The organism is Ruegeria sp. YKSF070 (assembly GCF_059612725.1).
Window position 1 is genome coordinate 64,987 of sequence record NZ_JBXWRD010000013.1, and the last position, 20,077, is coordinate 85,063.

At 65.0% G+C, this 20,077-nt stretch carries 19 protein-coding genes; 5 read left to right on the top strand and 14 right to left on the bottom strand.

The window, feature by feature from the left end; genetic code table 11:
- Window position 1: 1 nt before the first annotated feature.
- Entirely contained in the window at window positions 2-1,183 is a 1,182-nt protein-coding gene (locus AC2FL1_RS09530; protein WP_496876745.1) for a biopolymer transporter ExbB, read from the bottom strand.
- 70 nt (window positions 1,184-1,253) lie between these two features.
- A complete protein-coding gene (locus AC2FL1_RS09535) occupies window positions 1,254-1,730 on the bottom strand; it encodes a gamma-glutamylcyclotransferase (RefSeq protein WP_496825988.1) in 477 nt (158 codons plus the stop codon).
- On the opposite strand from AC2FL1_RS09535, the gene AC2FL1_RS09540 reads away from it, so the two are divergent.
- Window positions 1,678-1,815 (top strand): hypothetical protein, encoded by a 138-nt coding sequence (locus AC2FL1_RS09540; protein ID WP_496825999.1) that lies wholly within the window; start codon window positions 1,678-1,680, stop codon window positions 1,813-1,815. The genes AC2FL1_RS09535 and AC2FL1_RS09540 overlap by 53 nt on opposite strands.
- A 34-nt stretch (window positions 1,816-1,849) precedes the next feature.
- Window positions 1,850-2,851 carry a DUF2125 domain-containing protein gene (locus AC2FL1_RS09545; protein ID WP_496876746.1) on the top strand — a complete coding sequence of 334 codons (1,002 nt, stop codon included), beginning with the start codon at window positions 1,850-1,852 and terminating at the stop codon, window positions 2,849-2,851.
- Window positions 2,852-2,863: 12 nt separating this feature from the next.
- Here AC2FL1_RS09545 and AC2FL1_RS09550 read toward each other — a convergent pair whose 3' ends face one another.
- From AC2FL1_RS09550 to AC2FL1_RS09565, 4 genes are all read right to left on the bottom strand, one after another.
- Entirely contained in the window at window positions 2,864-3,724 is an 861-nt protein-coding gene (locus tag AC2FL1_RS09550; protein WP_496825686.1) for an extensin-like domain-containing protein, read from the bottom strand.
- Window positions 3,721-4,644, bottom strand: coding sequence for a prephenate/arogenate dehydrogenase family protein (locus AC2FL1_RS09555; protein ID WP_496825688.1), 924 nt, complete (start codon window positions 4,642-4,644; stop codon window positions 3,721-3,723). Before AC2FL1_RS09555 ends, AC2FL1_RS09550 begins: the two co-directional genes overlap by 4 nt.
- Window positions 4,641-5,726: a histidinol-phosphate transaminase gene (hisC, locus tag AC2FL1_RS09560; RefSeq protein WP_496876747.1), complete on the bottom strand. Its 1,086-nt coding sequence runs from the start codon at window positions 5,724-5,726 to the stop codon at window positions 4,641-4,643. Before hisC ends, AC2FL1_RS09555 begins: the two co-directional genes overlap by 4 nt.
- Window positions 5,727-5,792: 66 nt before the next feature.
- Window positions 5,793-7,208, bottom strand: coding sequence for an aminotransferase class V-fold PLP-dependent enzyme (locus AC2FL1_RS09565; protein WP_496876748.1), 1,416 nt, complete (start codon window positions 7,206-7,208; stop codon window positions 5,793-5,795).
- A 105-nt stretch (window positions 7,209-7,313) separates the two neighbouring features.
- Here AC2FL1_RS09565 and AC2FL1_RS09570 point away from each other — a divergent pair, with 105 nt between their 5' ends.
- Entirely contained in the window at window positions 7,314-7,772 is a 459-nt protein-coding gene (locus AC2FL1_RS09570) for an Lrp/AsnC family transcriptional regulator (protein ID WP_496876749.1), read from the top strand.
- On the opposite strand, the gene rpiB is transcribed toward AC2FL1_RS09570, so the two are convergent.
- From rpiB to AC2FL1_RS09585, 3 genes are all read right to left on the bottom strand, one after another.
- A complete protein-coding gene (gene rpiB / locus AC2FL1_RS09575; RefSeq protein ID WP_496876750.1) occupies window positions 7,769-8,218 on the bottom strand; it encodes a ribose 5-phosphate isomerase B in 450 nt (149 codons plus the stop codon). The genes AC2FL1_RS09570 and rpiB overlap by 4 nt on opposite strands.
- 127 nt (window positions 8,219-8,345) lie before the next feature.
- Window positions 8,346-8,966: a 30S ribosomal protein S4 gene (rpsD, locus tag AC2FL1_RS09580; RefSeq protein WP_496825696.1), complete on the bottom strand. Its 621-nt coding sequence runs from the start codon at window positions 8,964-8,966 to the stop codon at window positions 8,346-8,348.
- Between the two features lie 202 nt (window positions 8,967-9,168).
- Window positions 9,169-10,233: a Hint domain-containing protein gene (locus tag AC2FL1_RS09585; protein WP_496825698.1), complete on the bottom strand. Its 1,065-nt coding sequence runs from the start codon at window positions 10,231-10,233 to the stop codon at window positions 9,169-9,171.
- Between the two features lie 237 nt (window positions 10,234-10,470).
- On the opposite strand from AC2FL1_RS09585, the gene AC2FL1_RS09590 reads away from it, so the two are divergent.
- The gene (locus tag AC2FL1_RS09590; RefSeq protein WP_496876751.1) at window positions 10,471-12,504 is read left to right on the top strand and encodes a molybdopterin-dependent oxidoreductase; all 2,034 of its coding nucleotides are present in this window, start codon (window positions 10,471-10,473) and stop codon (window positions 12,502-12,504) included.
- Here AC2FL1_RS09590 and AC2FL1_RS09595 read toward each other — a convergent pair.
- Window positions 12,501-13,208 (bottom strand): GNAT family N-acetyltransferase, encoded by a 708-nt coding sequence (locus tag AC2FL1_RS09595; protein ID WP_496876752.1) that lies wholly within the window; start codon window positions 13,206-13,208, stop codon window positions 12,501-12,503. The genes AC2FL1_RS09590 and AC2FL1_RS09595 overlap by 4 nt on opposite strands.
- Window positions 13,209-13,296: 88 nt before the next feature.
- Here AC2FL1_RS09595 and pdxR point away from each other — a divergent pair, with 88 nt between their 5' ends.
- Window positions 13,297-14,700, top strand: coding sequence for a MocR-like pyridoxine biosynthesis transcription factor PdxR (gene pdxR / locus AC2FL1_RS09600; protein ID WP_496876753.1), 1,404 nt, complete (start codon window positions 13,297-13,299; stop codon window positions 14,698-14,700).
- A gap of 87 nt (window positions 14,701-14,787) precedes the next feature.
- Here the strand turns inward: pdxR and AC2FL1_RS09605 are convergent, their stop codons facing one another.
- The 4 genes from AC2FL1_RS09605 to AC2FL1_RS09620 form a co-directional block, all read right to left on the bottom strand.
- A complete protein-coding gene (locus AC2FL1_RS09605; protein ID WP_496876754.1) occupies window positions 14,788-16,623 on the bottom strand; it encodes a BCCT family transporter in 1,836 nt (611 codons plus the stop codon).
- Between the two features lie 107 nt (window positions 16,624-16,730).
- Window positions 16,731-17,744 (bottom strand): Ldh family oxidoreductase, encoded by a 1,014-nt coding sequence (locus AC2FL1_RS09610; RefSeq protein WP_496876755.1) that lies wholly within the window; start codon window positions 17,742-17,744, stop codon window positions 16,731-16,733.
- Window positions 17,745-17,756: 12 nt separating this feature from the next.
- Window positions 17,757-18,389, bottom strand: coding sequence for a DUF3726 domain-containing protein (locus AC2FL1_RS09615; protein ID WP_496876756.1), 633 nt, complete (start codon window positions 18,387-18,389; stop codon window positions 17,757-17,759).
- On the bottom strand, window positions 18,386-20,074 hold the full coding sequence (locus tag AC2FL1_RS09620; protein WP_496876757.1) for a hypothetical protein: 1,689 nt from the start codon (window positions 20,072-20,074) through the stop codon (window positions 18,386-18,388). The genes AC2FL1_RS09615 and AC2FL1_RS09620 overlap by 4 nt, the downstream gene beginning before the upstream one ends.
- Between the last annotated feature and the right edge of the window lie 3 nt (window positions 20,075-20,077).

The window sequence follows — 20,077 nt, forward strand, 5'->3', positions numbered from 1 at the left end:
ATCAGCCCTCGTCGCGGGTGACGCCGCGCAGTTGACGGCGCGGAACCGACAGCGCCTTGGCCAATAGCTCGATATCCTTGCGCAGCTCGGCCATGCTTTCCTGCCGACCGGCCGAAATCTCCTCGAGAATGCGCAGCATCTGCACGTCGATCGAGCGCAGGCGCATCCGGCTTTCAGCGTCCAGCCCGTCATGGGCGCCCTGTTCGCGCAGGAAGTCGATCAGCGCCTCCTGCCCCGCCGCCACCCGGTCAAGCGCGGCGGTCACATCCTCGGTCTCGGCCTGGCGCTGGTTCATCTCGGCAATGGTATCGACCAGCGCCCCCAGCTTGCCATTGACCTCGGCCCGGCCCTCTTCGGAAGTGGCGAACATGGCGTGCAGCGCATCCATCTGCTCGACCATCGCGTCGAGGACCCCGGCAATGGCCCCACTTTCGGAGTGTCCCTCCTCGCCCGAGGAAAACCCGACCCGGGTGATCGTCGACAGCCATTCCTCAAGTTCGCGGTAAAACCGGTTCTGTCCGTGGCCGGTGAACAGCTCCAGCAGTCCGACGATCAGAGACCCGGCCAGACCCAACAGCGACGAACCAAAGGCGGTGCCCATGCCACCCAACTGTGCCTCAAGCCCGGTCATCAGCCGGTTGAAAACGGCAAGCCCCTCTTCGCCTTCCTGCGGATTAAGGCTGCGGATGGTGTCCACCACTGCCGGGATCGTGGTGGCAAGACCAAAGAACGTGCCAAGAAGTCCAAGATAAATAAGTACGTTAGTTATATATCGGGTGATCTCGCGCTCTTCCTCGATCCGCTCAGCCACCGAGTCGAGGATCGAGCGGGTGGAACTGGAGGAGATCTGCATCCGAGCCGCGCGCGAGCGCAGCAGCGAAGCCAGCGGCGCCAGCATCGAGGGCGGTCTGGTATCCTCGCGCTCATGCCCGGCGGCGAACTCCTCGATCCAGCGAACCGACCCGATCAGTTGCACCACTTGCCAGAAACAGGCCAGCACGCCGATGAGGAAAACCAGCAGGATGAACCCGTTCAGATAGGGGTTGGCCTGAAACACCGGCAAGACGCGCGGCATGGCGACAAAGACGCCAAAACCCGACAGGCCGATGACGATCAGCATCATCAGGATCTGGCGGGTCGGGTGCGAGAATTGTGGCCTCGCTTCTCGGTCTGGCTGGGCCATACGTGGCGTTCCTGAACCCTTGACTGCTCTGACCCGAACCTATCGAAAAGAGAGGCGCAACGCCAAGGATTTATGCGGTAATCTCGCGTACACGGGCGGAAAGCCAGTCGAGATCGGGATCGCCCAGACCGATTTCCGCCAGATGGGCCGCGGTGTTGTAGAGATACTCGGTATTGGGGCCGCGCCCACCGATGGCGGTGGCAATGATTTGCGCCTGCTGTTCCAGTGGCATGCCGCCGCAATACTGCTCGTGGTGGGGATCGATGACATAGGTCACCGCGCGCACCAGACCACCGATATCCAACGCCACATCCAGCTCACGCTCCAGATAGGCCGAGGAGATCAGCTCGCGTTCGCGCAACTCGTCCAGAGTGCGTGCCTCGTGCCCCGGTTCGACCGCAAAGGCGATGCCGCGGCACTGTGCGTCGTGCACGGCGTCAAGCGCCAGCACCAGTCCCGGTTTTTCCTCGGTGCCGCGATGGTGGATCGAACTCATGCAAAATGATCGCGACCAGCCGTTCAGCGTCGCCAACTCGCGCCTTGCCACCGGAAAACCCGGGTTCCACATCAAAGATCCGTATCCGAATACCCACATCGTCATCATGCTGGTCCTTGCCCGTTTCGGCCTATAAACAGGAAATCGAGCAGAGACAAAAGGGGCAGGCGATGTTGAACCTGGTGCGGGTGGCGCTGCTGGCGGCGGTGGTCTGGTCGGGCTATTGGGCGGTTGCTGGGTTCGGCCTGCGCGGCTCGGTCGTGACCTGGTTCGAAACGCAGGCCGCGCGCGGCTGGCAGGCCGAATTTGCCGAGACCGGCCTGTCGGGCTATCCCTTCCGTCACCGGATCGAAATCGAGGCTCCGGCTTTGGCCGATCCGGACACCGGCACCGCCTGGCAGGCCGACCGGCTGGTGCTGCAAAGCCCGGCGATCTGGCCCGGACGGCGAAGCCTGTTGTTTCCCGACACACCTCAGCGGCTGTCCTATTTCGACCGGACCCTGGTGATCGAGGCCGAGGCTATGCGCGCCGACCTTGATCTGGCGCCGGGGGTGGTGCTGGAACTGCGCACGATGGGGCTGAGCGCGGGCGAATGGTCGGTCACCCGCGATGGCGAGGTTCTGGCCGACGCCGATGCGCTGACCCTGTCGATGACGCAACAGGATCAACCCGAATCCTATGTGCTGCACGCCGAACTCAGCGATCTGGCACCGGGTCGCGACCTGCGCCACGCCATGGGCGGGGCCGAGGGGCTGCCGCGCAGTTTCGAACGGGCCGAGATCTCGATGGCGGTGACATTCGACCGCCCCTGGGACCGCGCCGCGCTCGAGGAGCGCCGCCCGCAACCGGTCGAGATCGACCTTTCGCTCGCCGAGGCCGCCTGGGGCGAATTGCGCCTCTTCTCCGCCGGCAAGGTCAGCGTCGACGAATACGGGATCCCCAGCGGAGCGGTGGCGCTGAAGGCCGAGAACTGGCGCGAGATGGTGGCGATGGCACAGCAGGCGGGCGCCCTGCCCCAGCAGGCCGCAGAGCCGCTGAGCCGGGTGCTGACCATGCTGGCGGGGCTGGGCGGCAACCCGGACGCGCTGGATGTGGAACTGGGCTTTCGCAAGGGTTTTGTGACGCTGGGACCAATCCCGCTGGGACCGGCGCCGCGCATCATCCTGCGCTAGGACACAAAAGCGTCAGCGGCAATAGGGGCCGCCGCGGTGACGGGCCGTGTCCAGATGCAGATGGTCCTTGTGATAGCGGTCCGCCTCGGGACCCAGGACGGTGCCGAACGGGCCGCAAGCCTCTTTCCAAACCTGCCGCAACATCTTGCGGGTTGCGCCGCGCTTCCATCCTTCGAGCACGGTGATCCGTTCGCCGTCATTCATCACAAAGGCCGAGATGTCAATCGCGCGCCCCCTGCCATGCTCCGAGATCTTGGCGCCGCGCTGATTGTTGCGCGTGCGGCAGGCGTAGTGCGCGGCAACCTGCAATTCGACCACCGGACCGCGACGGCGAAAGGTCGGTTTGACGCTGCGCGCAACCCAGTGATTCAGCGCCTCGGCCGTACCGCATTCCATCACCGCAGGGGTACTGAGCCGTACACCCGAAACCGAGGTGACACGCACCGCGTCCTTGATGCCGCAACCCTTGATCTTGCCCGGAACCCGGCCTGCCGCACTGCCCTGAATATCCGGGTTTCCGCAGACCGCGCCCTTCATCCGCTTCTTGCGGCCGAACAGCGCGCGTTCCTCCACCTCTTTCGGGCGCAGCTCGGGCCGCGGCGACAGGTCAAGGCCGGGCGCGTCTGGGCGGGTTGGCGTGGCGGCGGCCAGAATCTCCTGTTCCGAGGGCGGGCGCAGGTTCGGGCGCATCCGGGTAACCGCCACCGAGGCGGCAGCCTCCTCAGTCGCCACAGCGATGGCGGCCTGAATAACGGGGTCGGCGGCAGCCGCGCGGGCCTCGGGCCGCAGCGACCGCGCCGGTGCATTCGCCGCCAGCGGTAACGCCCAGAACGCCAGCACCAGCGCTGACAGGAAACGCCCGCGCCCGGTCATGTGGGCTTGCCCTTGACCCGGCCGAAATCAGGGGCGTCGGTGTCCTGCCCCGCCTCGATGATACCCCGGCGGATCGCACGGGTGCGGGTGAAATAGTCGAACAGATAGGTCTCGTCGCCCATCCGGATGGCGCGTTGCAGCATGAACAACTCCTCGGTAAACCGGCCCAGGATATCCAATGTCGCCTCGCGGTTGTTCAGGAACACGTCGCGCCACATGGTCGGGTCCGATGCCGCGATTCGGGTGAAATCCCGGAACCCCGCCGCCGAATACTTGATGACCTCGCTTTCGGTCACCCGCCGCAGATGGTCGGCCACCCCCACCATCGTATAGGCGATGGCATGGGGCACATGGCTGGTCACCGCCAGCACCAGATCGTGATGATCGGCCTCCATCTCTTCGACATTGGCGCCCATGCCCTCCCAAAGGGCGCGCAACCGGGTTACAGCCTGCGGATCGCTACCCTCAGTCGGCACCAGCAGGCACCAGCGGTTGTCATAAAGCTCGGCAAAGCCCGATTGCGGCCCCGAATGCTCGGTCCCGGCCAGCGGGTGGGCGGGGACGAAATGCACGCCTTCGGGAATATGCGGTCCCACCGCGTCGATCACCGCGCGTTTGACCGAGCCGACATCGGACACCGTGGCACCCGGTTTCAGCACCGGGCCGATTTCCGCCGCCACCTGCCCCATCGCACCCACCGGAACGCAGAGCACCACCAGATCGGCGCCCTCGGCCGCCTCGGCGGCACTGTCACAAACCCGATCGCACAGGCCAATCCGGCGCGCGGTGTCGCGGGTCGCCTCTGATCTCGCATAGCCGGTCACCTCGCCCGCCAGTCCGGCGCGCTTGATCGCCCAGAACATGGACGAGGCGATGAGGCCCAGACCGATCAGGGCGACGCGGTCATAGACCGGGCTCATGGGCGACCCTCCTTGAAGGCGCACACGGCATCGACCACGGCACGGCAGCCGGCCTCGTCCCCCACCGTGATCCTGAGCGCCTGAGGCAGGTTATACCCGGCCACCCGGCGCACGATCAGGCCGCGCGATTGCAGAAACAGGTCGCAGGCCTCGGCCTCATCCTGATCGGCGAAACGGGACAGGATGAAATTGGCGCAGGACACGTCCGAAGGCACGCCAAGCTCGGCCAGCCGAGCGGCCAGCCAGCCCCGCCAGATGGTGTTCTGCTCCCGGCACCGGGCGACCCAGTCCTGATCGCGCACCGCTGCTTCGGCCGCGGCCAACTGCATGGTCGACAGGTTAAAGGGCTGGCGGATACGGTTCAGCACGTCGATGATCGCGCGCGGCGCATAACCCCAGCCGATGCGCAGCCCGCCCAGCCCGTAAATCTTGGAAAACGTGCGGGTCATGATGACGTTGTCGCGGGCCGAAACCAGCCCGGCGCCACCATCGAACCCCTCGACAAATTCGGCATAGGCCCCGTCGAGCACCAGCAGCACATGGCCTGGCAGACCGTCCGCCAGCCGGGTCACCTCAGCCTCGGAGATCATGGTGCCGGTGGGGTTGGCCGGATTGGCCAGGAACACCAGCCGCGTGCGGTCGTTGACGGCGGCCAGGATCGCATCGACATCGACAACGCGCTGACGCTCAGGCACCTGAACCGGGGTCGCCCCCGCCATCCGCGCCAAGATCGGGTACATCGAGAACCCGTGCTCGGTATAGATCACTTCGTCCCCCGGACCGGTATAGGCCTGGGCCACGAATTGCAGCACCTCGTCGCTGCCGACACCGCAAATGATCCGGTCGGGGTCCAGCCCATGCACCGCGCCGATGGCGGCGCGCAGTTCAGCATGATCGGTGCTGGGATAGCGATGCGCCTGCGCCGCGGTGGCGCGGATCGCTTCGACCGCGGCCGGGCTGGGGCCCAGCGGGTTCTCGTTCGAGCTGAGCTTGATCACATTGGCCACGCCGTCCACATGGGCCTTGCCGCCTTGATAAAGGGCGATGTCCATGATGCCGGGCTGCGGGGTGAACTGGTTCATGCGGGGCGCTCCTGAAGATTAGCCCCTCATACCGGTCTCATCCGTCTGAGAAAAGACGCAATTCCCTCATGCGGCCTTGAAGCGCGCGGTGGCCGGATCCCCCTGATAGAGCGGCACATAGTCTCCGGTCCGGCGTGACAGGTCGTTCACCGCGTCGATGATGAAGCGCACCGTGTCCTCACTCATGAGATACGAGAAGTTGAGCCGCACCCAGCCGGGCTTGTGCATCTCGCGCCCGGCGGCCAGATCGGCATGCAGCGCCTCGGAGGTGGCCCGGTCGATCCCGAGCAGCCGGTGGCCGTAAGGACCGGCACAGGCACAGCCGCCGCGCGCCTGGATGCCATGCACGTCGCTCAGCATCCGGGTGAACAGCTGCTGATGCACCGGGCGGCCAGCGTCGTCGCGCACCTGGAACGAGAAGAAAGGCAGCCGGTGACCCTTGTCGGTGCCCAGCAGCATCAGATGCGGGTTATCGGCCCAGCCCTCCAGCGCCATGGCGTTATAAAGCGCCTCGCGCCGGGCGATCTCGTCCGCGCCCACCGCGTCCTTGACGACAAAGGCCAGCGCGGCGCGGATATCGCCGATCACGTTGGGGGTGCCCGCCTCTTCGCGCGCGGCCAGGTCGGGGCTGTAGTCATGCCCCCAGGGCGAGACAAAGCTGACCGTGCCGCCACCGGGCCAGGTCGGCACGTCGCGCCGCACCGCGCCGCGATTGACCACCAAAACGCCCGAGGCGCCGGGGCCGCCGGGAAACTTGTGCGGCGAGACCACGATGGCATCCTTGCGCAACCCGCCCTCACCCATGTCGATGGGCAGATAGGGCCCGCCACCCGCATAATCCCAGACCGACAGGGCGCCATGCGCCTTGAGCAGGCGGGTCACCGGCACCGTGTCGGTGATGATGCCGGTCACGTTCGAGGCCGCAGAAAAGGCACCGATCATCAGGTCGCTGCCCGCGTGTGCACGCAGCGCCGTTTGCAGCGCGACTAGGTCCGGCCCGCCCTCGGGCGCCTCGGGGATCTCGACCACCTTGGCGCCGCTTTCGCGCCAGGGCAGGATATTGGAGTGATGTTCATAGGGTCCGATAAAGACAACCGGCCGGTCAGCCTCCCCAATCCCAAACAGGCTGACCAGCCGGTTCAATCCGGCAGTGGCGCCCGACCCGGCAAAAATCACCGCGTCGTCTTCCGTGGCGCCGACACACCGGCCGATCTCGTCCCGCGCCTCCCTGCGCAGACGAGTCATATACGATCCGCAAAAAGACGCCTCGGTATGGCTGTTGGCATAGAAGGGCAGCACATGTTCGGTAATGTATTGCTCCACCTGCCGCAGCGCCCGGCCCGAGGCGACGTAATCGGCATAGACCAGCGGCACGTCCCCGTTGAGGCAGGGGATCATCACCCCTTCTCCGATCAGCCCGTTGGCCAAGCGTCCGGCGCGGGCATCGGCTTCGATCACTTGGCGAAACTGGGAAAGGGTCATGTCTGCGGCCTCCTGCTGATGGAGGCAGATTGAACTAACAAAACAGAGAATTTCTCACCTATCTTTAGTTGATTTTCCAGATTTCCGTGTCATTTGATAGAAGATATGAAAAATATAGACCACATTGACACGAGGTTGCTGAAAGAGCTGCAACGTGATGCCTCGCTCAGCCAGCGGGACCTGGCCGACCGGGTCGGGCTGTCGCAGAATGCCTGCTGGCGGCGGTTGAAGGCGCTGACGGATGAGGGCGTGCTCAAAGGCTCCACCGCCCGCGTCGCGCGCGAGAAGCTTGGATTGGATCTGGTGGTCTTTGTCATGCTGCGCACCCGCCACCATTCGGCGGAGTGGCTGCAGAAGTTCCGCACACATGTGCTGACCATCCCCGAAGTGGTGGATTTCCACCGCATCGGGGGCGACTACGACTATCAACTCAAGGTGGTGACGCGCGACATGGCCAGCTATGACAAGGTCTATCAGCGGCTCATTGAAAAGGTCGAACTGGACAGCGTCACCAGCTATTTCGCGATGGAGGCGATTGCCGAGGGGCGGCCGCTGCCGCTTTAATCCTCGGTCGTTTCGATCATGTCCACGCGAGTTGCATGGCGGCCGCCTTCGAATTCGGCAGACAGAAACGCATCGACGATATCCAGCGCCAGCCCCTCGCCCAAAACGCGCGCGCCGATCGAGAGCATGTTGGCGTCATTATGCATGCGGATCATCCGGGCCGAGAACGTGTCGGAACAGACACCGCAACGGATGCCCGCAACCTTGTTGGCGGCCATCATGATGCCCTGACCGGTGCCACACAAAATGATGCCCAGGCTGCAATCGCCCGAGGCGACCCGCTCTGCCGCCGCGCGGCCATGTTTGGGGTAATGGGTGCTTTCGGGTGTTTGCGGGCCGATATCGACCACCTCCCAACCCTGGGCCGAGATATGGTCGGCAACCGCGCGGCGCAGGTCGATGGCGGCGTGATCGCTGGACAGGACGATACGTTTGCTGGCGGTCATGGCGGCAGGCTCCAGTTGCTCAAGGGCACTGGCCGCGCGATACCACAGGGACCGACAGGGTCAACCCGGACAAAAGAAAGCCGCGCAGAATATGCGCGACTTTCTGAATTCGTAAGAGCTGAACGGATCAGTTCTTGGCGTAGTATTCGACGACCAGGTTCGGTTCCATCACCACCGCGTAGGGCACATCGCCCAGGTGGGGGGTACGAACGAAGGTGGCGGTCATCTTCGAGTGGTCGACTTCCAGGTAATCTGGAACGTCGCGCTCGGCCAGCGACACGGCTTCGAGAACCGAGGCCAGCTGCTTGGAGCGGTCACGCACCTCGATCACGTCACCCTCTTTCACGCGGTAGGACGGGATGTTGACGCGCTTGCCGTTGACCAGAACGTGACCGTGGTTCACGAACTGACGGGCGGCAAAGACGGTCGGCACGAACTTGGCGCGGTAGACGACGGCGTCCAGGCGGCGTTCCAGCAGGCCGATCAGGTTTTCACCGGTGTCGCCCTTCACACGCTCGGCTTCGCCGTAGATGCGGCGGAATTGCTTCTCGGTCAGGTCGCCATAGTAGCCTTTCAGCTTCTGCTTGGCGCGCAGCTGGAGGCCGAAGTCGGACATCTTGCCCTTGCGGCGCTGGCCGTGCTGGCCGGGGCCGTATTCGCGGCGGTTGACCGGGGATTTCGGACGGCCCCAGATGTTTTCACCCATCCGGCGGTCGATTTTGTACTTGGCAGACGTGCGTTTGGTCACGGCTGATCTCCTTCGATATGGTCGAGGCCCGCAAAGGCCACTATGAAGGGCGTTGTCCTCTTGCCTTGCGGCATGACAGGCAATCCCTTGCGGGAGCCACCAACACCAATGAAGTCGCGCTTATAGCCGCGCGGCAGGGGGAGTCAACAGGGGTTTTGCAGGGGATGCGCGGAATGATCCGCCCGCGCATCCGGGATCGGCCTCAAGCGGCCTCGTGCAACATCAACGCCGCCTCGGTCGGGGTCAGGCTGCGCCGGGCAAAGCCACCATAGAGATACGGGTCGGCCTCGATCTCGGGCATGCGCTGCAACAGCCGCCGCCGGTCGGTCTCGGCCAGCGCCGAAAGCGCCGCGTGGGCGGGATGAAAGCTTTCGGTTTCGATGCCGTTGGCCCAGAGGATCTGGTGGCTGGGCAGCATAAGGTGGACATAGGTCACCTCGCGCAGGGACAGGTCGACCATGATCGTACTGTCATTGACCAGGTCGCGCGCCGGCACCAGCACCTCGTCGGTGTTGAACAGCGCCTGCGCGGTCGGGCCACGCAACAACATCCGGTGTTCGGGCGAGACCAGCAACTCGGCATCGGGCCGGTCGATGCCCAGCGCCCCCACCCGCATGCGGATCGGGCGCAGATGCGGCATTACGAACAGCCGCGCGCCGGTCATCCGGCGTTGACCGATCCACTGGATTTCCTGCGGGCCGCTGTCTCGGGTCTGGACCTTGTCACCTTCGCGCAGCTCCTCGATCAGGCGCGGGCCGGTCGGCGTGGCGATGCGGGTTCCGGGGGTGAAACAGATCACGCCGCCGCGTTCGCGGGCGCCCGGCAGCGGATCGGCACTGTTCAGGTTGTGATGCACCACCCACAGATCGGTATCGCGCGGTGGCAATTCGTCGATGAACATCAGCAGCGGCGGCGTGCCATTGCCTGTTTCGATAAGGGTGATGGTATAGCTCTGCGCCCCGTTGGTGACCACAAAGGCCTGATCCATAAGCGGGTCCTCGACCTCGACCGCCTCGACATCGGTGCGGTGCTGCACCGCGGCCCCCACCAGACGCCTCACCTTGCGGGCCGCGCGTTTGCGCAGCGCCTCTTCTCCGTCCGCCCGGTCCAGTCGCAATACACCCGTGGGTCCATCCACCTGCACGGTCTCGCCACGCCATGACCAGACCGCCCCCGCAGTCAGCGCGTCGAGGGGAGCCCCCTCAAGACCATCCAAATCCGTTTGCGACCAGGAAATGACGAACGTGCCACGAAAGCCCGTTTTCATTAACCGTCTGCCTGCCTCAGTTTTTTTATTAGCTTTTCGGTAGCAAATTATTGCTGATAGGGGAAGAACTTTGTTTCCAGTCTCTTAAAACGTGTTCTTAAGGCCGCAGTGATGCGGTCCAAGGCTGAGTTGCGGATGCTCGCCGTTGATTGGTCTGCTTATTATGACTTATTTTGGCCATTTTCGACCAGTCCTGTTTGGCTATCTTGGCCTCTCACCTTCTGATCGGAGACCAAGATGACCCTTACCCTGCCCTCTGTCTGCCCGCTGGATTGCCCTGATACGTGCAGTTTGAGCGTCACTGTCGAGGACGGCCGGGTTGCGCAGGTACGTGGGTCTGCGGCCAATCCGTTTACAGCCGCGGTTATCTGCAACAAGGTCGCGCGCTATTACCCTGATTTCGTTCATGGTCCCCGTCGGCTGACCCACCCCCTGCGCCGCACCGGGCCGCGCGGTTCGCGAGCGTACGAGCCCATCAGCTGGGAGGTTGCGCTCGACCTGATCCACGAGGGGTTCTCTCGCGCTATCGCCACAGATGGGCCGCAGTCGGTGCTGCCGCTGAACTATGCTGGCCCGCATGGAGAGCTGGCAGGCGGGTCGATGGACCGGCGGTTCTTTTACCGGATGGGGGCGACGATGCTGGATCGAGGACCGCTTTGCGGCGGCGTGCGCGGCACTGCCTATACCAGCCTTTATGGTTCTGCCCCCGGCATGCCGCCGGAGCAGGCGGAACAGGCAGATCTGGTGTTGGTCTGGGGCAACAATGTCACCGTCTCGAACCTGCATCTGATGCGGGTTCTGAAACGGGTGCGTGCGGCGGGTGGTCGGGTTGTGGTGATCGACCCACGCCGGATCAAGCTGGCCGAACAATGCGATCTGCACTTGCAACTCCGCCCCGGCTCGGACGTGGTGCTGGCACTGGCGCTGGCGGCGGAGCTGGAACGACGCGGCGCGCTGGACCATGGTTTCATCGACAAATGGGTGCTGGGCGCCGACCGGTATCTGGAGGCTGCGCGCGCCCATGATGTGGACGCGGTGGTGCGCCATTGCGGGTTGACCCCGGTCGAGTTCCACATGCTGGCCGACTGGATCGCGGGGGCACGCACAATGGCAACCTCTCTGGGCAACGGGATCGAGCGCGGCCGCTCGGGCGGGGCGGGCCTGCGCGCGGCAATGGCCCTGAACGCGCTGACCGGCCAGCATGGCCGCCCCGGCGCAGGCGTGATCGCCAAACCGGGTCTTGCCTTTCCCCGCACCACGGCACGACTTCAGGGTGACCATCTGAAACAGCCCGGAACGCGGGTGTTCAACATCGTCGATGTGGCGGCGCATCTGCTGGACGACACGCTCGACCCGCCAATCCGTGCGCTGATGATCTACAACCACAACCCGGTGGCCACCCATCCGGACCAATCCAATATGATCCGCGCGCTCAACCGGCCGGATCTGTTCATCGTCGGCGCCGATGTGACCGTGACCGACAGCATGGCCTATTGCGACGTGATCCTGCCCGCCGCCAGTCATTTCGAGTTCGACGATATCTATGGCGCCTATGGGCAGACCTGGCTGCAACGGGCCGAACCGGTGATTGCGCCGGTGGGCGAGAGCCTGCCGAATACCGAGATTTTCCGCAGGCTGGCCGCCCGGTTCGGCTATGAGGAGCCCGAGTTCCGCGACAGTGACGCAGCGCTGATGGACCAGGCGATAGACGGCACCGATCCGCGTTTGGGGGGCCATGCGCCCAGTCAAATGCCGACCGATCGCGCGTTGGATATGGCAAGGCCTTCCGATGCGCCGCTGGTGATGTGCGACACCGTGCTGCCCGCCACGCCCTCGGGGCGGATCGAGCTTTACAGTCAGGATCTGGAGGATCGGTTCGGCTGCGGCGTGCCGTGCCATGATCCGGTTGCGCCCGACCTGCCCTTCACCCTGATCACACCCAGTTCGTCGAAACGGACAAATGCCACCTTTGGCGGGCACGCGGACAGCCTTGACCCCGAGACGGTCGAGATGCATCCGCAAGATGCCGCGCGGCTGGATCTCAGCGATGGCGACCCCGTGGTTCTGCGCAATGGGCGTGGCGCGGTGGCGTTGCGGCTGAAGATCACCGACGCCACCCGGCCCGGTGTCCTCTACAGCCCCAAGGGCACTTGGCTCGAAAGCTCCTCCACCGGGCAGACGGTGAATGTGCTGATCCCCTCGGATATCCGTACCGATATCGAGCGGGGCGCGTGCTATAACGAAACCTTTGTGGATGTGGACCGGGCTTAGGCCCGGTCGTCGCCCAAACTGCGGCGTTGCTGGCCGTCGGGGGTGAAATTCTCGGGCGCCAGCCAGTCGGCAAAGCGCTCCCGCAGCTTGGGCCAGTCCCGATCCAGGATCGAAAACCAGGCCGTGTCGCGATTACGGCCTTTGTAGACGATGGCCTGTTCGAACAAACCATCATAGCGAAACCCCAACCGTTCCGCTGCCCGGCGCGACGGCGCGTTCAGCGCGTCGCATTTCCACTCGTAGCGGCGATAGCCCAGCGTGTCGAAGGCATGCGCCATCATCAGGAACATCGCCTCGGTCGCCACCCGGCTGCGTTGCAGAACCGGCGCAAAGGCGATACCGCCAACCTCGATCACCCCATGCTCGGGCTGGATGCGCATATAGCTGGCGATCCCCTGCGCCTGCCCGCTGGCCTTGTCGCAAATGGCGAAGTAGAGCGGATCCTCTCCCCGACTCATGGTGTCGAGGAACGTCTCCAGCTCGGCCTGCCCGTCAAACGGGCCAAAGGGCAGATAGGTCCATCCATGCCCCTCGGTATCCGCGGCGAAAGCATGCCAGAGATCAACGCCGTGACGCGCCGCCTGCAACGGCTCCAGCCGGGCAAAGCTGCCCTCCATCTGCTGCCGCTCGGGTCTTGGGCATCCCCGCCAACCCGGCAGCGCCACCCCGATAGGCTGACCCAGTTCGTTTCTGCGTTCCGCCATCTCCGCCCCTCCTGAGCTAGTCTCTGTTTGCCCGCAAGGCGGACAGCAGTTAACTTCCAAAATCAGAACAAACAGGCAGACCAATTTCATGAGCCAGACCTCTTGGCCCGCAATATCGATTGAGCGCGACAGCCCGGTGCCCGTCTTTGAACAAATCTGTGCCGCCATCCGAACCCGCGCCAGTACCGGCGCCCTGCCCGAGGGCACAGCGGTGCCGCCCACCCGGGTTCTGGCAGTGGAGCTAGGCGTGTCCCGCTCGACGGTGGTAACCGCCTATGAGCAGCTGGTGGCCGAAGGGTATCTGCGCGCACGCCAAGGCTCGGGCCATGTCGTCTGTGCCATGGGGGAAGTCGAGACCGCCCCTCCGGCCGCACGTACCCGACCGACGCAGGTCGAAACCGCCCCCGCCAAAGCGCGTCCTTTCGTGGCGGGCACGCCGGACATGCGACTGTTTCCCTATCGGCAATGGGCGCGCACCGTGGCGCGGCTCTGCCGGTCGAACCCGCAAGCGATGTTCACGACCGGCGACACCTTTGGCAATCCGGCGCTGCGCGGCGCCATTGCCGCGCATCTGCGTGACTGGCGCGGGGTCGAAGCCGCGCCGGAACAGATCATCATCACTGCCGGGGCCACCGATGCGCTGGAACTGTGCATGCGCTCCCTGTCGCGTCCTGGCGACGCCATCGCACTGGAGGATCCGGGCTACGAACCGCTGCGCAGCTTTGCCACGGCACAGGGGCTACAGCCGGTGTTTCTGCCGCTTGATGAACAAGGAGCGACCCTACCGCCACCCGACGCAGCGCCGCGACTGGCGGTGCTGACCCCCTCGCATCACTATCCGCTGGGCGGTGCCATGTCCCCCAGCCGTCGCAGTGCCTGGACACAATGGGCGCGGTCCGGCGATGCCTGGATCATAGAGGACGATTACGACAGCGAGTTCCGCTATGCCGGACGTCCGATCCCCGCCATGGCGGGCTTTGATCCACTAAGCCGTACCATCTATGTGGGCTCGTTTTCCAAGATCTTCTCGAATGCGCTTCGACTGGGTTACCTGATTGCGCCAGAGCCACTGCTGGAGCCGTTCCGCCAGACCGTTCGCCGCTTTGGCGTGCGGGCCAGTTCGATGCCGCAACAGGCGCTGGCCGAGTTCATGTCGAGCGGCGAGTTCTACCGGCATCTGCGCCGGGTGCGCCGGGTCTATGGCGAGCGACGGCGCTATCTGCTGGACCGGCTGGCACGGGAGTTTGCCGAATATGGAACCGCCACCGACCATCAGGCCGGAATGCAGACGGTGCTGCACCTGCACCCCGGCCTTGACGACACGGCACTTGCCGAGCGCGCCCTTGCGGCGGGGCTGACCGTGTCCGCCCTCTCGCGCTATTGCGCGGTGCCGGGACGCGGCAACGGGCTGATCCTGGGGTTCTGCGCCTTCTCAGAAGCAGAGATGGACCCGGCTTTGGACATGCTGCGCGCCCTGTTGGCGACGGCGTAACCCGAAAGCGAAACGGACCCGCGCCGTTGCGGCACGGGTCCGTCTGCAAGAGTTGGGGCCGGGCGGCAAACCGCCCGGAACATTGGCTTATTCGGCCGGTTTGCCGACGGTCAGACCAAGCTTTTCGCGCTTACCATCGCGATAGAGCGCCTTGACCAGCGACACGCACATCAGCCCCATCACCACAGTGAAGGGCAGAGCACCGATGATCATCGCGCTCTTCAGCGCCTCCATCGGGTCTGCGCCGCCATTGGTCTTGCCCGCGATCAGCAGCGTACCGATCACCGCGGTCAGGATCACGCCCCAGACGATCTTGTGCTTGTTGCCGACTTCCTGATCGCCGCCCGACATGATGGTGTTCATCACCAGGATGCCCGAGTCCGCCGAAGTGACGAGGAAGGTCATGATCAGCACCACGCACATGACGGTGATTGCCGACAGGAACCCACCCGACAGCATCTGGCCCAGGGTCACGAACAGCTTGGCGGTGTTCGACGCGCCGATGATGGCGCCATTGGCATTGCCGGTCAGTTCCAGGTCGATGGCGGTGCCACCCAGGATGGTCATCCATGCAAAGCAGACCAGCGCCGGGGCGAACAGGCAGCCGACGATGAACTCACGCACCGTGCGACCGCGCGAGATGCGCGCCAGGAACAGGCCAACAAAGGGCGAGAACGCGATCCACCAGGCCCAGTAGAAGGTGGTCCAGCCAGCCTGCCAACCGAATTGACGGCCCGGCTCACCCGCGGCATAGGCTGCCGCCAGAACCTCGTCGGACAGGGCGGCGGCTTCGCCTTCAAGGCCGGATTTGAACCCGTCAAACGAGCCCCAGGCATTGGTCGCCCCACCGCGCAGCGCGTCGGCATAGGGGGCGGCCTCAGTCGGCAGAGCAGCGGCAAAAGCGGCCGGATCCTGCGGGCCATAGGCGCCAAAGCTGATCGACAGGAAGTGGAGGATATAGTCCACCAGCGCCGTGGCATAGGTCGTCATGGCGAACAGGAACGAACCGAACACCACAAAAGTGAACAGCAGGATCAGAGACATCACCAGGTTCAGGTTCGAAAGGTACTTCACGCCGCGGCCCACGCCCGACACCGCCGAAATGACCGATAGCCCCATGATCACGAAGAGACCCGAGATCAGGCCGACGGTGCCCGGTGCAGGCGCCTCGCCGGTCATGTCCATCATCCATTCCATGCCGGTGATGGCATACATGCCATCGATGAACTGCGACACGCCAAAGCCGATGGTCACCGACACACCCAGGATGGTTGCCACCACGCCCAGAATGTCGACCACATGGCCCAGAAACCCGTTCATCAGCGGGCCGAACAGCGGCGTCAGCGCCGAACGGATGGTCAGCGGCATGTCACGGGTATAGGCGTAATAGGCCAGCGCCAGGCCGGTCACCACATAGATCGCCCAGGCGTGAAAGCCGTAATGGGCAAAGGTATAGCGATAGGCCGATTGCAGCGCCTCCTCCGAGTTGCCGGCAACAGCGCCCGAAACCACGACAGGGTTCGAGCCCCAAAGGCCCAGCGGTTCGGCGGTAGCGAACACCATCAGGCCGACGCCCAGACCGGCTCCGAACATCATCGAGAACCAGGAGAAGTTGGAGAACTCGGTGCCCTCGCCGGGCCGGCCCATGATCCGCTTGCCGGTCTGCGGCAGGGCCGCCAGCACGAACAGGAACACGGCAAAGAAGCCGACGATGACGATATAGAAGACGTTGAAGTCCTCCAGCAGACGCCAGTTCAGGCTGCCCAGAACGCCATTGGCATTCGCGGGCCAGACCAGGGCCCAAAGAACCAGGCCGACCATGATCGCTTTGGAGAACAGAGCGATTTCGACGCTATGCCCCTGATAGAAACCGGACGCGGCCCTTTTGACCTCGATCTCGGTGAACGGTGGTTTTATTGACATGCGATCCCTCCCTGACGCAACAATTTGCTTACTCTAGCGATCCCACGCCGGTCAGAGTGACGCAGGACCGATGGTTTTTGTCGCGGAAACGACGTTTGAAATGTCGCTTATGCCGCGATGATCTTTTCGATCCGTTCGAGGGTCGCGACGTTGACCGCGACCCCCTCTTCGCGCGAGCGGAGTCGGCGGGCGCGACGCCCGTCGCCGGGCAAATGGGCGTTGTCCTGGTCATGAACCGCCCCCGCCAGACGCGCAACCAATGGGGCAAACCGGTCACCCGAAGTCGCGCCCGGGTCGATCGCGATAAAGAACTGTCCGGTGCGCGGCGGCCCGCCCGCCGTACCGGAAAAGGGCGAAGCGTCGATGCCCAGAGTAGCGCCGGTGAGCGCCGCGGCCATGGTCTCGACCAGCAGGGCAACCCCTACTCCCTTGTAGCCGCCGGACGGTGCCATCGAGCCCTTCAGCCCGACCTCGGGGTCGGTGGTGGGGTTGCCGTCGGCATCCAGCGCCCAGCCAACCGGGATCGGCTTGCCCTCGCGGGCATGTTTCATCACCTCGCTCTTGGCGATGGTGCTGGCGCTCTGGTCGATCAGGATCGCCGGTTCACCATCCTCGCCCGGCACGGCAAGCGAGAACGGGTTGGTGCCGACCACCGGTTTCGAGCCACCCGAGGGCGCGATCGAAGCGGGGGCATTGGTAAAGCCCAGCCCCACCAGCCCGGCGCGCGCCAGACGGGCAGTGTGATAGCCGAGCACCCCGCAGTTATAGCTGTTGCGCACGGTCAGAACGGCCACGCCCTGGCTGCGCGCCAGCGGCATCAGCTGGTCAAAGCCTAGGTCGATAGCCGCGTGGGCAAAGCCGGTCGCTGCATCCGCAGTCAGTACCGAGGGCGCGGGACGGTCAAGCCGGGGTTCGGCCCGCCCGTCGACCTTGCCGCATTGCACATGCTCGCAATAGATCGGGATATACAGCAGGCCGTGGCTGGCGATGCCGTCGGCCTCGGTCGCGGCGGTGGCCACGGCCAATGGCCGTGCATTGGCCTCGGACGTACCTGCAGCCACCAATGCGCGAAAGCTCAGATCTTCGATCTCGTCCAGGCTCAGGGTGCGGGTTTCGGTCATGGGGTCCTCGATTCAGTCATTGTCGGAAAGCCCGGCACCTGCGCCCTTCAACCGGGATTCTTCGGTCGCCGGGGCATAGGTGCGATGGGCAAGGCGGTTCAGGGTGGCCCAGGCCTCGGGCGCGGGCTGGGCGCGGCTGCGGATAGGCGTCACGGCGTCGATCTGGGCGCCCGAGGTCACCTCGACCAGAGGCGCTTGGTCCGGCGCCGTTCCGGAAAGATCGAGCGCCGCACCATCGGTGACGGCACCGCCGCCCTCCCAACGCAGGGTGACCGGGCGGCCGATTTGCTGCGCCATCAGCGCGGCAAAAGGCACCAGCAGCGCGGGCCGGGCTACCTGTTCCAGCCGGATCCCGGCATCACCCAGCTGTGCCGCGCGATCCGACAGCGCGGCCCCTACCGCCAGCGGGCACATCGTTCCGCCCGACGCGACCCAGGTCGTGCCCTTCGGGTCAGGAGAAAGATCCGCAAGTGGCACCCCGTCGACCCGGGTCAGCAGCCCGGCCAGTTCGGCGCAGGCGTCAATGTCATGGGCGGCCAGCCAGCGCGTGGCCTTGGCCGCTTCTTCGGCGAGGCCCCAGGGATAGCCCGCGCCGCGCGTGGCGCGCTTGGCGGTGGCCTCGATCTCGTTGAGGGAAAAGCTCATGCCGGCACCTCGGGATAGACCCAGTCATCCGCCGTTTCGGGCGAAAGCTCCTCGGGGTAAGGGGCGCCGGAATACATGCAGATCCGCACCCAGCGGTCGGAACGCGGGTCGAAATGGATGGCGCCAAAGAAGGCGAGTTTCGCCCGCAGCATGTCGATGGGCAGCACCGAGGCGCTGATCGTGTTGTCATGGATCTCGCCATAGGGGGCCAGCCTGCTCATCTGCGCACGTCGCACGGTATGGCGGTGTTCGGGATGGGCCAGCAGGAACTCGGCCACCGGGCGGGCGCCGTCCCAATCGGCCAGCGCGGCATGCGCGAGTGCCGCATCGCGGGCAGGCGCCAGCGGCTGTTCGTACTCGGCAATCGGCTCGTCAAAGCGCTCGCCCAGACGCGGTTCCAGCTTCTCCTCGGACACATACCAGGCGCGGGCGCAGTTTTCGGGCGCCGACCAGTCCAGGTCAAAGGCCCAGGCGTAGCTGGCCGCGATCAACTCGCGCAGCTCCGAGATCGGCATCGCACCGTCGATGCGAAACGCGCCCGGATTGCCGTCGGCCATGCAGCTGGCCAGACCGTCCACCAGATCGGGATAGGGTTCAAGGATCAGCGAGGCGACCAGTTCCTGCCCCTCCTCGCTGAGCGCACCCTCTGCCCAGCGCATCAGCCGGTCCCATGGATGATCGTTCAACAGGTCGTCGCCCGCCACATGGCGCGAGAGCACCTCAATGTCGCGGCGCAGATCGGTCAGTTTCGCCAGTTGAATCGGGTGTTCGGAACGCCACTGGCCCAGCGACACCTCGCTGCGCCTCAGCATCCGGCGAAACCGCGCGGCCGCGTCGGGGCTGGCGGTGGCAACACCGCGCACGCGTGCAATCGCCTCTTCACGGGCCATGACCCAGTTGTTGAACAGGACCGGGTGATTGACGATATAGGGCGCCATGCCCAGGCCGGTGGAATTGCCGATCCCCATGCGCCGGGCCAGCGCCGGGTCCAGATCGACCGCGCCTTCGCCGCCCTTGGCCCGCGCCATGTGCTGCACCAGATCGCGCACGAAGACACGGGTCAGATAGACCGACAGCATCTCGGCCTGAAACGGCACCTGCATCTCGGGGCGGTCAGCGATCTGCTCGCGATCCGCCGCGCCCAGCTTGCCCGAGCCATAGACGGCGGTGGTGCGCATCAGATAGCCCACCTTGTCGATCTCGGCGCGGTCGGGCTGTTGCCCGCTTGCGAGCGCGTCGACCACATGCGCCCAGAGCCGCACCGACCGGTTGGCCCGGCTGACCGAGATCTCGCGTTCGCTGACCCGGCCCGCCTCTTGCAGCGGCACGTTCTGCGACAGCCGCGCGATATCATCCTCGGTCGGGATGCCATCGAACAGGGTGAATGTGGCGTCCCAGGCGGTGGCGATCACCCGATCCGAGCGCATCTCGGGCGGCAGGTCATGGGCAAAGGCCACGAGCGAATAGGCACGTTCGGGTCCCTGCGCGGTATAGACCGCATGGCCCACGCCCGCCGCGTCGACGCGGAACACCGGGCGCGAAAAACTCCAGTTCTCGCGCGCCATGCGCCGGGTCAGGATGCGCATGAAGCTGAGGCGGCATTGATGCAGCGACCCCAGCCGCGACAGCCGCATGACTGTTGCCGGATCCCTGCGTTGGATTTGCCTGTTCGGGGCTGTGTCCATCTT

Excerpts from the sequence above, each read along its gene's own strand:
- AC2FL1_RS09570 (WP_496876749.1), top strand. The coding sequence starts at position 7,314 with ATGAAAAATATAGACCACATTGACACGAGGTTGCTGAAAGAGCTGCAA.
- AC2FL1_RS09595 (WP_496876752.1), bottom strand. The coding sequence starts at position 13,208 with ATGGCGGAACGCAGAAACGAACTGGGTCAGCCTATCGGGGTGGCGCTG.
- AC2FL1_RS09590 (WP_496876751.1), top strand. The coding sequence starts at position 10,471 with ATGACCCTTACCCTGCCCTCTGTCTGCCCGCTGGATTGCCCTGATACG.
- AC2FL1_RS09540 (WP_496825999.1), top strand. The coding sequence starts at position 1,678 with ATGCAAAATGATCGCGACCAGCCGTTCAGCGTCGCCAACTCGCGCCTT.
- AC2FL1_RS09585 (WP_496825698.1), bottom strand. The coding sequence starts at position 10,233 with ATGAAAACGGGCTTTCGTGGCACGTTCGTCATTTCCTGGTCGCAAACG.
- AC2FL1_RS09605 (WP_496876754.1), bottom strand. The coding sequence starts at position 16,623 with ATGTCAATAAAACCACCGTTCACCGAGATCGAGGTCAAAAGGGCCGCG.
- pdxR (WP_496876753.1), top strand. The coding sequence starts at position 13,297 with ATGAGCCAGACCTCTTGGCCCGCAATATCGATTGAGCGCGACAGCCCG.
- AC2FL1_RS09555 (WP_496825688.1), bottom strand. The coding sequence starts at position 4,644 with ATGAGCCCGGTCTATGACCGCGTCGCCCTGATCGGTCTGGGCCTCATC.
- AC2FL1_RS09620 (WP_496876757.1), bottom strand. The coding sequence starts at position 20,074 with ATGGACACAGCCCCGAACAGGCAAATCCAACGCAGGGATCCGGCAACA.
- hisC (WP_496876747.1), bottom strand. The coding sequence starts at position 5,726 with ATGAACCAGTTCACCCCGCAGCCCGGCATCATGGACATCGCCCTTTAT.
- AC2FL1_RS09615 (WP_496876756.1), bottom strand. The coding sequence starts at position 18,389 with ATGAGCTTTTCCCTCAACGAGATCGAGGCCACCGCCAAGCGCGCCACG.
- AC2FL1_RS09530 (WP_496876745.1), bottom strand. The coding sequence starts at position 1,183 with ATGGCCCAGCCAGACCGAGAAGCGAGGCCACAATTCTCGCACCCGACC.
- AC2FL1_RS09550 (WP_496825686.1), bottom strand. The coding sequence starts at position 3,724 with ATGACCGGGCGCGGGCGTTTCCTGTCAGCGCTGGTGCTGGCGTTCTGG.
- AC2FL1_RS09565 (WP_496876748.1), bottom strand. The coding sequence starts at position 7,208 with ATGACCCTTTCCCAGTTTCGCCAAGTGATCGAAGCCGATGCCCGCGCC.
- AC2FL1_RS09610 (WP_496876755.1), bottom strand. The coding sequence starts at position 17,744 with ATGACCGAAACCCGCACCCTGAGCCTGGACGAGATCGAAGATCTGAGC.
- rpiB (WP_496876750.1), bottom strand. The coding sequence starts at position 8,218 with ATGACCGCCAGCAAACGTATCGTCCTGTCCAGCGATCACGCCGCCATC.
- AC2FL1_RS09545 (WP_496876746.1), top strand. The coding sequence starts at position 1,850 with ATGTTGAACCTGGTGCGGGTGGCGCTGCTGGCGGCGGTGGTCTGGTCG.